The sequence below is a fragment of the Maritimibacter harenae genome, from assembly GCF_009882975.1.
Classification (GTDB): domain Bacteria; phylum Pseudomonadota; class Alphaproteobacteria; order Rhodobacterales; family Rhodobacteraceae; genus Maritimibacter; species Maritimibacter harenae.
On sequence record NZ_WTUX01000011.1, the window covers coordinates 174,948 to 187,690 of the forward strand.

Sequence of the window (12,743 nt, forward strand, 5' to 3'; positions counted from 1 at the left end):
GGCTACCCTCGGTGCAGGACAGTGAAAGGGACGAGCGATGCGAGTGATGCGTTGGGGCATGGTGGCGCTTCTGGCCGTTTCGGTGGCGGGGCTTTCAGGCTGCAGCAGCCGGACACGGACCACCACCTTCAGCACCTCCGATCACGACTGCATGGCGCGCGCGATGTATTTCGAGTCGAACCGGTCGAGCCGGGACGGCATGGTCGCGGTGGGCAGCGTGGTGATGAACCGGGTCGCGTCGGACGATTTTCCCGACACGGTCTGCGGCGTCGTGGGCCAGCGCGGGCAGTTCGCGCCGGGGGTGATGTCCAAGGACATGAGCGAGCGGCGCTCGCGCTCCCGGGTCTCCGAGGCCGCGGCCGCGGTCCTGGCCGGGGAGCGTCATCCCCACGTCGCCAACGCCCGCTTCTTCCATGCGCTCTACTACCGGGCGGGCTACAACAACATGCACTACGTGGCCTCCGCCGGGGGCAACGCCTTCTACGAGAAACGCGACCCTGCGCGGGTGACCCAGCCCACGCCGCTTCCGGCGGTCGAGGGGCTGACGCGGGGCTGAGCGGTGATGTGACCCTGAAGTGGGTCATTTTTGAAATTGACCCGAAAACGGTTACATGGAACAATACACCCGATGACGGGTCACTTCGATACGACATACGGCGTTCTGATGGGCGACCTGGTGCGCAGCGAACGGGCGCCGGCGCCCGAGGCATTGCATGACGCCTTCAACCGCGCTGTCGCGCAAGAGAACCGGCGGCATGCGGACGTGATCGTCTCGCCCCTGACCATCACGCTCGGCGACGAGTTCCAGGGGCTCGTCGCCACGCTGGAGGACACCGCGCGGCTGGCGCGCCGACTGCGCCTCGGGCTTCTGGCCGAGGGGATCGATTGCCGTTTCGTGATCGGGCAGGCGGCGCTCAATACCCCGGTGAACCCGGAGCGGGCCTGGAACATGATGGGCCCGGGGCTTGCGCGGGCGCGCGAGACGCTGGAGGAGAAGGCCCACGGCCTGACCTATCGCTTCACCCTGTTCGAGGCGCCGATGACCGAGCGGCTGCTGAACGCGATCGGCGCCGGGCTGTCCGTGATCGAGCGTGGCTGGACCGACCGGCAGCGTGCGGACATCGCGGACCTGATCGAGGGGCAGGGCGTGGACGAGATCGCTGCACGGCGCGGGGTCACGCGGCACTCGGTCTACAAGGTGCGCAGCGCGGGCGATTACGACGCCTACGCGATGCAATGGGCCGCCGTCGAGGCGGCGCTGGCCGGGATCGACGCGGAGGGCGGCGCATGACCGATGTGCTGCACGGCGCGGGCTACAGCCTTGTCGCGCTGGTCCTGCTGACCGGCGGCGGCAACGTCGCCTGCCGGTGGCTTCTCAGGGCGACCGGGTTGAAGCCCAAGGCGGCGGTGGCGGGCGTCGCCGAGGACGGGGAGAACACGGCGCGCGCGGGCCGCGTCATCGGCTCGCTCGAGCGGCTGATCCTGGCCGTGGGCGTGCTGATCCAGAGCTGGGAGGTGCTGGCCGCGGTGATCGCGCTCAAGTCCGTGTCGCGGTTCAAGGAACTCAACGACAAGACCTTCGCGGAATACTTCCTCGTGGGCTCCCTGTGCAGCCTGCTCTGGACCATCCTCGTGGCGGTGGCCTGGCTGGGCTACGACGCGCGGTTCGGGATCGGGCTGCGCGAGATGCTCACCACCGCGTTGGGCGGTATGACCGGCGGCTGAACCGGACGGGCGGCGGGCACGCGCCGGTGGCGCGTCCGGAGGGCGCTGCCCTCCGGACCTCCCGAGGTATTTTCGAAACAGAGAAGGGGGTCGGGGGTCAGAGGCCCAGCTTGGCCGACACGATCTCGTTCACCGCCTTCGGGTTGGCCTTGCCGCCCGTGGCCTTCATCACCTGGCCCACGAACCAGCCCGCGAGCTTGGGGTTCTGTTGGGCCTTCTCGACCTGCGCCGGGTTGGCCGCGATCACCTCGTCCACCGCCGCCTCGATGGCGCCGGTGTCGGTGACCTGCTTCATGCCGCGATCCTCGACGATCTGCGCCGGGTCGCCGCCCTCGGTGTAGACGATCTCGAACAGGTCCTTGGCGATCTTGCCGGAAATGTCGCCCTTCTGGATCAGGCCAACGATGGCGCCCAGCTGTTCGGGCGAGACCGGGCTTTCGGTGATGTCGCGGTCGTCCTTCTTGAGGCGACCGAAGAGTTCGTTGATGACCCAGTTCGCGGCCATCTTGCCGTCACGCCCCTCCGCGACCTTCTCGAAGTAGTCGGCGTTGACCCAGTCGGCGGTCAGCACGCCCGCGTCGTATTCGGACAGGCCGAAGTCCTTCACGAAGCGCGCCTTCTTCTCGTCGGGGAGTTCCGGGAGCGCGGCCGCGATGTCGTCGACCCAGGCCTGCTCGATCTCGAGCGGCAGGAGGTCGGGGCAGGGGAAGTAGCGGTAGTCGTGCGCCTCTTCCTTGGAGCGCATCGAGCGGGTCTCGTTCTTGTCCGGGTCGTAGAGGCGGGTTTCCTGCTCGACCTCGCCGCCGTCCTCGAGGATGGCGATCTGGCGGCGGGCTTCGAAGTCGATCGCCGCCTGGATGAAGCGCATGGAGTTCATGTTCTTGATCTCGCAGCGCGTGCCGAGGTGGCTGAAATCCTGGGTTTCGACGTATTTCTCGTACTGGCCCGGGCGGCAGACGGACACGTTGACGTCGGCGCGCAGGTTCCCGTTCTGCATGTTGCCGTCGCAGGTGCCGAGGTAGCGCAGGATCTGGCGCAGCTTGGTGACGTAAGCCGCGGCTTCCTCGGGGCCGCGGATGTCGGGGCGCGAGACGATTTCCATCAGTGCGACGCCGGCGCGGTTGAGGTCCACGAAGGACATGTTCGGGTCCATGTCGTGGATCGACTTGCCCGCGTCCTGTTCGAGGTGGATGCGTTCGATCCGCACGCGGCGCGCGACACCGGGCGCCATGTCGACGATGATTTCGCCTTCGCCCACGATGGGGTGGTAGAGCTGCGAGATCTGGTAGCCCGACGGCTGGTCCGGGTAGAAGTAGTTCTTCCGGTCGAAGGCGGAGAAGAGGTTGATGTCCGCCTTGAGGCCCAGGCCCGTGCGCACGGCCTGCTCGACGCAGAACTCGTTGATCACCGGCAGCATGCCCGGCATGGCCGCGTCCACGAAGGCGACGTTGGCGTTGGGTTCGGCTCCGAACTGGGTCGAGGCGCCGGAGAAGAGCTTGGCCTTCGAGGAGACCTGGGCATGGACCTCCATGCCGATGACCAGCTCCCAGTCCTCTTTCGCACCGGAGATCCGGCTGGGTTTCGGGGCTTCGAAGGCAAGATGGTCGAGCATGATCGTCCTCTGGGCTGCGGGTCGAAAGCCTTCTAGGACAGGGCCAAAACGGGGGCAAGGGCCGGTTTTCGGCGGGAATTGGCCGAATCCGTGCAAGGCCGGCCCCCGCACGTTGTCTTGAAGGCGGGAATCGCGTTCATCGCCGCGACGGAAACGAAGAGTGGTAGGAACATGGGACTGAAACAGCTTGTGCTGGGCGGGCTCGTGGCGCTTGGTCTTTCGGGCTGCGGCGAGGTGAATTTCGACGAGGTGTTCTCGTCGAAGAGCGACGCGACGCAGGACCTGACGATGCGCTGGGATCACACGCCGCACGGGGCCGCGTGGACCGAGACCGTGATGACCTCGCTCGACAGCCACGGCCGCAACCTCACCGCGATCATCCCCGGCGATATCGACACCTGGTGCCCGGGATACCGCACCGCCGATCTCGACGGGCGCAAGGCGTTCTGGACCGGGCTGATCTCGACGCTGGCCAAGCACGAAAGCACCTGGCGCCAGACCGCGGTGGGCGGTGGCGGCCTGTGGTTCGGGCTGGTGCAGATCGCGCCGGCGACCGCGCGCGCCTATGGCTGCGACGCACGCTCGGGCGAAGCGCTCAAGGACGGCAACGCGAACCTGTCCTGTGCCGTGCGGATCATGAACCGCACCGTGGCACGCGACGGGGTGGTCAGCCAGAACATGCGCGGCGTGGCCGCCGACTGGGGTCCGTTCCACAGCCGCACGAAGCGCGAGGACATGATCACCTGGACCAAGCAGCAGAGCTACTGCCAGGGCTGATCTTCGGCACGATCGAGCAGAAAGGGCGCTTTCCCGGCCGGGGAAGCGCCCTTTTGCATGGGCGCCGCGAATGCGGCCACGTTCGGATTGGCCACGCGCGCGATCGGCGCTAGACCTCGTTCATGGCACCGCTTCAGACCCCACGGCCCCCAAACGTCCGTTACCGCGTCTCCGGCATGGATTGCGCCAAGGACGCCGCGCAGATCGAGCGCGCGGCACGGACGACCGGGATCGCACCGGAGGCCGTGAAGGTCTCGGCCGCGACGCACATCATGACCCTCACCGTGCCGGAAGAGCGGCTGCCGGACATCGAGCGTGCGGTGGCGACGACGGGCTACGGCTTCGCGCGGTTCGAAGCCGGCGACGAGGGGCAGGGCGCAGCGTACCAGGACCCGGCCTACCGCCGCGCGCTCTGGATCGTGGTGCTCCTGAACGTGGGCTACGGGGTGGTCGAGATGGTCGGCGGCTTCATCGCCGGGTCGCAGGCGGTCAAGGCCGATGCGCTCGATTTCATCGGGGATGGCCTCATCACCTTCCTCGGGCTCCTGGCCATCGGGTGGAGCCTGGCCTGGCGGGCGCGCTCCGCCCTGATCCAGGGCATCTTCCTGGGCCTTCTGGGCCTTGGCGTCTTCGCCACGACGCTCTGGCGGATGTTCACGCAGGCGCCGCCGGACGCGGGGCTCATGGGGCTCCTGGGCCTTGTCGCGCTCGTGGTCAACGTGTTGGCGGTCCTGCCGCTCATGCCGTTTCGCAAGGGGGACGCGAACATGCGCGCCGTGTGGCTTTTCTCGCGCAACGACGCGATCGGCAACGCGGCCGTGGTGGTGGCCGCGGGCCTCGTGGCATGGCTGGGCAGCGCCTGGCCGGACCTGATCGTGGCCTTCGGGATCGCCGGGCTGTTCCTGCACTCGTCCTGGTCGATCATCCGGGACGCGCGCGCCGACCTGAAGACGGTCTGAGCCCGGTCAGCCGTCGCGCAGGGCCGTCACGCGGTCGTAGAGGTCGTCGACGTAAGGGTCGGTCACGTCGAGCAGGGCGAGGTGGCGGCGCATGTCCTCGAGATAGGCGAAATTCGTGCCCAGCATTCCCTCGGCCACGGCGATCATCGCGGCCTGTTCGTCGATGGGCATGTCACGCACGATCGACTCGGCCTCCGGGTCGGCGCGGAAGGTGAGCGCCTCGACGGGCCCGTGATCCGTCGCGAACATGGCCCAGGTGGGGATGTAGCCCTCCGCGATCATCTCGCGCCGGAAGAGGACGAAGGTCTCTTCCTCGATCCGGTCGCGCGCGATGCGGAAGGCGAGCCCGTTGCAGCCCGCACCGTGGTCGATGGCGAGCATCAGACCGGGCCGCTCGCGCGACCCGCGTCCGCCGTCGTCCCACATGCAGAAGTTGCGGGCGAAGGCCGGGGCATGGGCGCGGCGGACCTCTTCGAAGATCATCGCCGGGTCCCACATGAGCGAGCCGTAGGCGAAGACCCAGATGTCGTCCTCCGTGTGCCCGTCGAGCGCGCGGTGCCGGGTGGCCTCGCGGTCCGCGTCGGGCGTGCGCCAGTCGGCCGGATGACCGTTCGCGACCATGTGCGCGTCGATCTCGGCCAGGTCCATGTGCCGAAAGAACGACTCTTCCGCCGGCCTGATCTGGTCCCTGAGGCCCGGATGGTGGCGGAAGGGGTCGCTCATTCGGCCCCCCGGATGCGCCCCACCATCTCAGCCGTGTCGCGGCTGAGGCCGGGAGTGGCGAGGATGCGGTCGAGTTCTCCGGCGATCAGGTCCTGCCGGTCGGCGTCGTAGCGCTTCCACGTCTCGAAGGCCCCCGACATGCGCGCGGTGATCTGCGGGTTGATCGGGTCGAGCCGGATCAGCCAGTCGGCCAGCAGCGCGTAGCCCGAGCCGTCCTTCTGGTGAAAGCCCGCCGGGTTGCCCGCGAAGGCCCCGAAGACCGAGCGGAAGCGGTTCGGGTTCTTCATGGTGAAGGCGGGATCCTTCGTCAGGCGCTCGACCGTGGCGGCGGCCTCGGCCGGGGCGGCGTGGCTGACCTGGAGCATGAACCACTTGTCCATCACCAGCGCGTCGTTCTTCCAGCGCTCGCGGAACTCGGCCAGCGCCGCGTCGGCCTTGCCGGCATCCAGGAGACAGGCCAGCGCCCCCAGCGAATGGGTCATGTTGTCGGCCGCCTCGTACTGCGCCTGCGCCGCCTTGCCGCCGTCGAGGCGGGTGGCGAGCTTGAGAAGCTGAAGCCCCAGCGCGCGCTTGCCGGCCTGTTCGGCGTTCGGCTCGAACGGCTCGGACACGGTCATGTCCGCCGAGAGGCGGGGCAGGAGGTCCTGCAAGTATTCCGCGCGCGCCTGCTTCAGGGTTTCGCAGGCTTCGTGGATGGCGTCCGGGTCCGGTGTCATGCCGGCATCGAAGAGCGTCTGCGCGATGTCGTCCTCGCCGGGCATCTGGAGCGCGAGCGCGCGGAAGGCCGGGTCGGCGCTGTCGTCGCGCAGCATCGTGGCCAGCGCGTCGAGATAGGCCGCCTGCGGCGCGTCTCCGCCGGTGATCATGCCGGTGAGCACTTCCTTGGCGAGCGAGCGCCCGGCCTCCCACCGGTTGAACTCGTCGGTGTCGTGGGCAAGCAGGAAGGCGCGCTCGTCCGGGGTGGTCTCCCGCTCCACGATCACGGGGGCGGAGAAACCGCGCAGGATCGACGGGACGGGGCGGGCCGACAGCCCCTCGAAGGTGAAGGTCTGGGTGCCTTCGGTCATCTCGAGCACCTGCGTTTCACGCACCTCGTCGCCGTTGGGGCCCAGAAGGCCCACGGCGATGGGGATCACCTGCGGCTCCTTCACGGCCTGTCCCGGTGTGGGCGGCGTCGTCTGGGTGAAGGTCAGCTGGTAGGTGCCGTCGTCCCAGGTCTCCGTGACCTTGAGGCGCGGGGTGCCCGCCTGCTTGTACCAGCGGCGGAACTGGGACAGGTCGCGCCCCGTCGCGTCCTCGAACACCTTCAGCCAGTCGTCGATGGTGCAGGCCTGCCCGTCGTGACGCTCGAAATAGAGGTCGAGCGCCTTGCGGTAGCCGTCATCGCCGACGAGCGTCTTGAGCATCCGGATCACCTCGGCGCCCTTTTCATAGATCGTGGCGGTGTAGAAGTTGTTGATCTCGACGAAGCTGTCGGGCTGCACCTGGTGGGCGAGCGGCCCGTTGTCCTCGCGGAACTGGCGGCCGCGCAAGGACAGCACGTCCGAGATGCGGCACACGGAGGGCGAGCGCATGTCGGCCGAGAACTGCTGGTCGCGGAACACCGTCAGCCCCTCTTTCAGCGACAGCTGGAACCAGTCACGGCAGGTGATGCGGTTGCCGGTCCAGTTGTGGAAATACTCGTGCGCGATGATCGCCTCGATCCGCTCGAAGTTCGCGTCGGTCGAGGTTTCGGGCGAACACAGCACCGCGGAGGTGTTGAAGATGTTCAGCCCCTTGTTCTCCATCGCGCCCATGTTGAAGTCGGAGACGGCGACGATCTGGAAGATGTCGAGGTCGTATTCGCGCCCGTAGACCTCTTCGTCCCATTTCATCGACTTCTTGAGCGCCTCCATGCCGAAGGCGGTCTTGCCCTCGTCGCCGGGGCGCACCCAGAGCCGCAGGTCGACATGCTTGCCCGACATGGTGGTGAAGCTGTCCTCGCGCGCGACCAGGTCGCCCGCGACCAGTGCGAAGAGGTAGGCGGGCTTGGGCCAGGGATCGGTCCATTCGCGCCAGCCGTCACCGGATGCGGTCGGGTTGCCATTCGACAGCATCACCGGCTCGTCGCCTTCGATGCGCACCGTGAAGGGCGCCATCACGTCGGGGCGGTCGGGATACCAGGTGATCTTGCGGAAACCTTCGGCCTCGCACTGGGTGCAATACATGCCGTTCGACATGTAGAGCCCTTCGAGCGCGGTGTTCGCCTTGGGGTCGATCTCGACCTCGGCCTCCCATGTGAACGGGGCGTCGGGCGCATCCACCTCGATCCCGCCCTCGACCTCGCGGGGCGTCACGGGCGCGCCGTCGATGGTTGAAGAGATCGTCGCAAGTCCTTCGCCGTGCAGGAAAAACCGCTTGGATACGGCCTCGGGGTTCGGCCGGAATCGGATTTTCGAGATCACCCGCGTCGCCGAGGGCGCAAGGCGGAAGGTCAGCTCCACCTGGTCCACGAGGTATTCGGGCGGCGTGTAGTCGGACAGGTAGATCGGCTGCGGGCTCGCGTCTTTCATGGCTCACCTTTTCGGGAGAATTTGAACTGGCATGTCTCGCGTGACGTTAGACCCCCAACAAACGGGTCACAACCGGTGGCTCCGTGGGAAAGGTAACGATTAGGAGGTAGTACCAATGAGTGCCCCCGACACATCGCTCGAACGTGAACAGCGTCGCCATGCCCCCTCGCTTCTGGGGATCGGGCTTTCGATGGGCGCCGGGCTGATCATGGGCGCCACGATCATGTACGTCTCGATCGAACGCAGCGACACGCCCGAAGCGCCCGAGGCGGCGCCGTCCGACGCCACCGGGCTTCCGGTCGAATAACACCGAGTCCGCCGCATGACGGCGGCCCCGTCCCGGCGGCATCCCCCATCCATCCCCCGCCGGGGTGGGGACATTTCCCGTCATGGCGCCAGCCGCTTGTTGCCTATAGGAAACTTTTTTCCTATGGGTGGAAACCGGGCCGCGGCCCGACCCCGAACAGACAAGCAGGAGGCGCCATGACACGGCGGGTGGAACATTACGGCCTGAAGATCGCGCCGGAAATCGTGCAATTCGTGGAAGAGCGGGCCTTGCCCGGCACCGGCGTGGAGGCGGACGCCTTCTGGAAAGGTTTCGCGGCGATCGTGGCCGATCTGACGCCGAAGAACCGCGCGCTGCTTGAAACCCGCGAGACGATCCAGGGCAAGATCGACGCCTGGCATGTGTCCCACAAGGACAAGCCGTTCGATCCCGCCGCCTACCGCGCCTTCCTCGAGGACTTGGGCTACCTGCGCCCCGAGGGCGAGGATTTCACCATCGACACGTCGAACGTGGATCCCGAGATCGCGACGATCGCCGGGCCGCAGCTCGTGGTGCCGATCACCAACGCGCGCTACGCGCTGAACGCGGCGAACGCGCGCTGGGGGTCGCTCTACGACGCGCTCTACGGAACGGACGCGCTGGGCGACACGCCCACGGCCAAGGGGTATGACCCCGAACGCGGCGCGCGCGTCATCGCCTGGGCCAAGGCGCATCTCGACGCGGTCGCGCCGCTCGCCGGCGGCTCCTGGGCCGATGTGAGCGCTCTGTCGATCAAGGATGGCGTGCTGATGGTCGACGGCCCGATGGGGGAGACGGGGCTTGCCGATCCGGCGCAGTTCGTGGGCCATGCGACGGACCCGCTGCGCGTGGTGTTGCAGGTCAACGGTCTGCATATCGAGATCATCGTCGATCCCGACACCGAGGTGGGCAGGCAGGACCCGGCCGGCATCTCGGACGTCCGGCTCGAAAGCGCCATGTCCGCGATCATGGATTGCGAGGATTCGGTCGCCTGCGTCGATGCCGAGGACAAGACGCTGGCCTACGACAACTGGCTGGGCCTGATGAACGGCACGCTGGTCGAGGAGGTCACCAAGGGCGGCAAGACCTTCACCCGCGTTCTGAACCCCGATGCGCGCTACACGACGCCTAACGGCGGCACGCTGACGCTCAAGGGGCGCGCGCTCATGCTGGTGCGCAACGTGGGCCACCTGATGACCAACCCGGCGATCCTCGATGCGAACGGCGACGAGATATTCGAAGGCATCATGGACGCCATGATGACCACGCTCGCCGCGATGCACGACCGCGACCGGCGCGCCAACTCGGCCGCCGGCAGCGTCTATGTGGTGAAACCCAAGATGCACGGGCCCGACGAGGTCGCCTTCGCCGACGAGCTCTTCACCCGGGTCGAGGCCGCGCTGGGCCTGCCGCAATACACCGTGAAGCTCGGCATCATGGACGAGGAGCGGCGCACGTCCGTGAACCTCAAGGAATGCATCCGCGCGGCCAAGCACCGCGTGGCGTTCATCAATACCGGTTTCCTCGACCGCACGGGCGACGAGATCCACACCTCGATGGAAGCCGGCCCGATGATCCGCAAGGGCGAGATGAAGAACACCGCCTGGATCGCGGCCTACGAGGACCGCAACGTCGACATCGGGCTGGCCTGCGGGCTCAAGGGCCGGGCGCAGATCGGCAAGGGCATGTGGGCCATGCCCGACCGGATGGAGGCGATGCTCGAAGCCAAGATCGGCCATCCCGAAGCGGGTGCCAACTGCGCCTGGGTCCCGTCGCCCACCGCCGCGACGCTCCATGCCACGCATTACCACAGGGTCAGCGTGGCCGCCGTGCAGGACGAGATCGCGAAGGGCGGGCCGCGCGGCACGCTGGACGATCTGCTGACCATCCCGGTGGCCGAGGGCACCAACTGGTCGGACGAGGAGATCCGAGAGGAGATCGAGAACAACGCCCAGGGCATCCTGGGCTACGTGGTGCGCTGGATCGACCAGGGCGTGGGGTGCTCCAAGGTGCCCGACATCCACGACGTGGGCCTGATGGAGGACCGCGCAACCTGCCGCATCTCCTCCCAGGCGCTGGCCAACTGGCTGCACCACGGCGTGGTGAGCGAGGGCGAGGTGATGGCGGCGATGCGCAAGATGGCCGAGGTGGTCGACCGCCAGAACGCGGACGACCCGACCTACCGCCCGATGGCGCCCGGCTTCGACGGGATCGCCTTCCAGGCGGCCTGTGACCTGGTGTTCAAGGGCCGGGTGCAACCCTCGGGCTATACCGAGCCGGTGCTTCACCGCCGGCGGCTTGAGCTGAAGGCGTCCCTTTCGGGATGACGCCTTCGCGCGCTGCGCGGCCTCAGGTGATCGAGGCCGCGTAGATGTCGTCGATCGCCTTGGCGATGGTCGTGTTGAATTCATCGTCCGACTGCTGGGCCGACAGCCCCTCGGTCAGGGCGCGCGAGAACGATGCGATCATCCCTTCGTTCTTGGCGAGCAGGGCGTTGGCCTCGTCGCGCGAATAGCCGCCCGACAGCGCCACCACCCGGATCACGCGCGGATGCGCGATGAGCGGGGCATAGAGGTTGGCCAGCGTGGGCAGGGTGAGCTTCAGCATGACCTCCTGGCCTTCCTCGAGCGTGTCGAGGTGGTGGATGATCTCGTTCAGAAGCATGTCCTCGGCCTGCGCCTTGTCGTCGATCGAGATCGTGACCTCGGGCTCGAGGATCGGGACCAGCCCCTTGGCGAGGATCTGGCGACCCACCGCGAACTGCTGCTCGACGATCGCCTGGATGCCTTCCGCGTTCGCCGCCGAGACGACCGAGCGCATCTTGGTGCCGAAGATGCCGTGCTCCACCGCGCGGTCGAGCAGCGCGTCGAGGTCGGGCATCGGCTTCATGAGCTGCACGCCGTCATGCTCGGACTCGAGCCCCTTGTCGACCTTGAGGAAGGGGACCACGCCGCGCTCTTCCCACAGGAATTTCGCCGCCGGCTTGCCCTCGATCTCGCGCTCCATCGTCTTTTCGAACAGGATCGCGCCGATCACCTTTTCACCGGTGAAGGCCGGGGCGGTCGCGATGCGCGAGCGCATTTCGTGGATCAGGTCGAACATCTCGTCCTCGGACCCGTAGGCGTCTTCCTCGATCCCGTAGAGCCGCAGGGCCTTCGGGGTCGAGCCGCCCGACTGGTCCAACGCGGCGATGAAGCCCTTGCCGCTTTTCATTTGTTCCAGTTGCTTCGCGTCGGCCATCTGGGAGTCCCTCGTTCGGAAATGGAGTTTGCCCCTTGCTAGAAGGTCGTGGCCCGGGGTGCAATTCTGGTCGCGCTAACGGAAGCGACGGATCAGCTGTTCCAGAAACGCTTGTTGACGCGCGCCATCACCCCGCGCGGGGCGACGCGGGTCGACACGGCCAGCGCCTTGGTGGCAAGTCCCGGGATCACGGTGCGCTTGCCTGCCATCATCCCGCGCCAGCCGGCACGGGCGACCTGCGGGGCGCTCTGGAGCGGCATCAGGCGCGCGACTCCGCTGTTGCCCAGCCCGGCGGCATCGAAGAACCCGGTGCGCGTGGGGCCGGGGCAGAGCGCGGTGACCGTGATCCCGGCCGCCTTCGCCTCGTGATGCACGGCTTCGGACAGCGACAGCAGGTAGGATTTGCTGGCGTGGTAGAGCCCCATCGTGGGCGCGGGCATAAACGCGGCGAGCGAAGCGACGTTGAGAATCCTGCCCCGCGTGCCGTGATCCCGGAAATCGGCCAGGGCGCGCTGCATGAGCTCGGTCGCCGCCACCACGTTCACCGACAGCGTGCCGCGTTCCAGCTCGGGAGCGCGGCCAAGGTTGCCGTGGATGCCCAGCCCTGCGTTGTTGACGAGGATCTCGATGCGCCGCCCGTCGTTCGCGGACTCCCACAGCCTGTCCGCGGCACCGGGTTGCGACAGGTCGGCGGGGATCACCACGGTCTGAGTGGGCATCTCGGCGGCCAGCGTGTCCAGCCGGTCGGTGCTGCGCGCCGAAATCACCAGGTCATGGCCGTCCGCTGCCGCGAGCCGGGCGAACTCGATGCCCAGGCCCGAGGAGGCGCCGGTGATGAGCGCCCAGGCCAA

At 67.5% G+C, this 12,743-nt stretch carries 12 protein-coding genes; 7 read left to right on the forward strand and 5 right to left on the reverse strand.

Annotation, left to right across the window (positions count from 1 at the left end; all coding sequences use genetic code 11):
• The first annotated feature begins 37 nt into the window (after positions 1-37).
• The 3 genes from GQE99_RS07540 (at position 38) to GQE99_RS07550 (ending at position 1,725) form a co-directional block, all read left to right on the forward strand.
• The gene (locus GQE99_RS07540; protein ID WP_161350991.1) at positions 38-556 is read left to right on the forward strand and encodes a cell wall hydrolase; all 519 of its coding nucleotides are present in this window, start codon (positions 38-40) and stop codon (positions 554-556) included.
• A gap of 72 nt (positions 557-628) precedes the next feature.
• A complete protein-coding gene (locus GQE99_RS07545; RefSeq protein ID WP_202530614.1) occupies positions 629-1,291 on the forward strand; it encodes a SatD family protein in 663 nt (220 codons plus the stop codon).
• Positions 1,288-1,725, forward strand: a complete 438-nt coding sequence (locus tag GQE99_RS07550; RefSeq protein ID WP_161350992.1) for a hypothetical protein — start codon at positions 1,288-1,290, stop codon at positions 1,723-1,725. The genes GQE99_RS07545 and GQE99_RS07550 overlap by 4 nt, the downstream gene beginning before the upstream one ends.
• A gap of 97 nt (positions 1,726-1,822) precedes the next feature.
• On the opposite strand, the gene gatB is transcribed toward GQE99_RS07550, so the two are convergent.
• Positions 1,823-3,337, reverse strand: a complete 1,515-nt coding sequence (gene gatB, locus GQE99_RS07555; RefSeq protein ID WP_161350993.1) for an Asp-tRNA(Asn)/Glu-tRNA(Gln) amidotransferase subunit GatB — start codon at positions 3,335-3,337, stop codon at positions 1,823-1,825.
• 171 nt (positions 3,338-3,508) lie between these two features.
• On the opposite strand from gatB, the gene GQE99_RS07560 reads away from it, so the two are divergent.
• The gene (locus GQE99_RS07560) at positions 3,509-4,114 is read left to right on the forward strand and encodes a transglycosylase SLT domain-containing protein (RefSeq protein ID WP_161350994.1); all 606 of its coding nucleotides are present in this window, start codon (positions 3,509-3,511) and stop codon (positions 4,112-4,114) included.
• Between the two features lie 122 nt (positions 4,115-4,236).
• Entirely contained in the window at positions 4,237-5,073 is an 837-nt protein-coding gene (locus GQE99_RS07565) for a cation transporter (RefSeq protein WP_161350995.1), read from the forward strand.
• Positions 5,074-5,079: 6 nt separating this feature from the next.
• Here GQE99_RS07565 and GQE99_RS07570 read toward each other — a convergent pair whose 3' ends face one another.
• Both GQE99_RS07570 and pepN read right to left on the reverse strand, forming a co-directional pair.
• On the reverse strand, positions 5,080-5,796 hold the full coding sequence (locus tag GQE99_RS07570) for a gamma-glutamylcyclotransferase (protein ID WP_161350996.1): 717 nt from the start codon (positions 5,794-5,796) through the stop codon (positions 5,080-5,082).
• On the reverse strand, positions 5,793-8,348 hold the full coding sequence (gene pepN / locus GQE99_RS07575) for an aminopeptidase N (protein ID WP_161350997.1): 2,556 nt from the start codon (positions 8,346-8,348) through the stop codon (positions 5,793-5,795). The genes GQE99_RS07570 and pepN overlap by 4 nt, the downstream gene beginning before the upstream one ends.
• A gap of 115 nt (positions 8,349-8,463) precedes the next feature.
• Between pepN and GQE99_RS07580 the strand changes: the two genes are divergently transcribed.
• Together GQE99_RS07580 and GQE99_RS07585 are read left to right on the forward strand one after the other, a co-directional pair.
• A complete protein-coding gene (locus tag GQE99_RS07580; RefSeq protein WP_161350998.1) occupies positions 8,464-8,655 on the forward strand; it encodes a hypothetical protein in 192 nt (63 codons plus the stop codon).
• Between the two features lie 176 nt (positions 8,656-8,831).
• Positions 8,832-10,979, forward strand: coding sequence for a malate synthase G (locus GQE99_RS07585; RefSeq protein ID WP_161350999.1), 2,148 nt, complete (start codon positions 8,832-8,834; stop codon positions 10,977-10,979).
• Between the two features lie 22 nt (positions 10,980-11,001).
• Here GQE99_RS07585 and GQE99_RS07590 read toward each other — a convergent pair whose 3' ends face one another.
• Positions 11,002-11,892 (reverse strand): fructose bisphosphate aldolase, encoded by an 891-nt coding sequence (locus GQE99_RS07590; protein ID WP_161351000.1) that lies wholly within the window; start codon positions 11,890-11,892, stop codon positions 11,002-11,004.
• Positions 11,893-11,984: 92 nt separating this feature from the next.
• Positions 11,985-12,743 carry an SDR family NAD(P)-dependent oxidoreductase gene (locus GQE99_RS07595; RefSeq protein ID WP_161351001.1) on the reverse strand — a complete coding sequence of 253 codons (759 nt, stop codon included), beginning with the start codon at positions 12,741-12,743 and terminating at the stop codon, positions 11,985-11,987.

What these genes read in the sequence shown, in the direction of transcription:
- GQE99_RS07540 (WP_161350991.1), top strand. Translation starts at nt 38, where the DNA reads ATGCGAGTGATGCGTTGGGGCATGGTGGCGCTTCTGGCCGTTTCGGTG.
- GQE99_RS07545 (WP_202530614.1), top strand. Translation starts at nt 629, where the DNA reads ATGACGGGTCACTTCGATACGACATACGGCGTTCTGATGGGCGACCTG.
- GQE99_RS07550 (WP_161350992.1), top strand. Translation starts at nt 1,288, where the DNA reads ATGACCGATGTGCTGCACGGCGCGGGCTACAGCCTTGTCGCGCTGGTC.
- gatB (WP_161350993.1), bottom strand. Translation starts at nt 3,337, where the DNA reads ATGCTCGACCATCTTGCCTTCGAAGCCCCGAAACCCAGCCGGATCTCC.
- GQE99_RS07560 (WP_161350994.1), top strand. Translation starts at nt 3,509, where the DNA reads ATGGGACTGAAACAGCTTGTGCTGGGCGGGCTCGTGGCGCTTGGTCTT.
- GQE99_RS07565 (WP_161350995.1), top strand. Translation starts at nt 4,237, where the DNA reads ATGGCACCGCTTCAGACCCCACGGCCCCCAAACGTCCGTTACCGCGTC.
- GQE99_RS07570 (WP_161350996.1), bottom strand. Translation starts at nt 5,796, where the DNA reads ATGAGCGACCCCTTCCGCCACCATCCGGGCCTCAGGGACCAGATCAGG.
- pepN (WP_161350997.1), bottom strand. Translation starts at nt 8,348, where the DNA reads ATGAAAGACGCGAGCCCGCAGCCGATCTACCTGTCCGACTACACGCCG.
- GQE99_RS07580 (WP_161350998.1), top strand. Translation starts at nt 8,464, where the DNA reads ATGAGTGCCCCCGACACATCGCTCGAACGTGAACAGCGTCGCCATGCC.
- GQE99_RS07585 (WP_161350999.1), top strand. Translation starts at nt 8,832, where the DNA reads ATGACACGGCGGGTGGAACATTACGGCCTGAAGATCGCGCCGGAAATC.
- GQE99_RS07590 (WP_161351000.1), bottom strand. Translation starts at nt 11,892, where the DNA reads ATGGCCGACGCGAAGCAACTGGAACAAATGAAAAGCGGCAAGGGCTTC.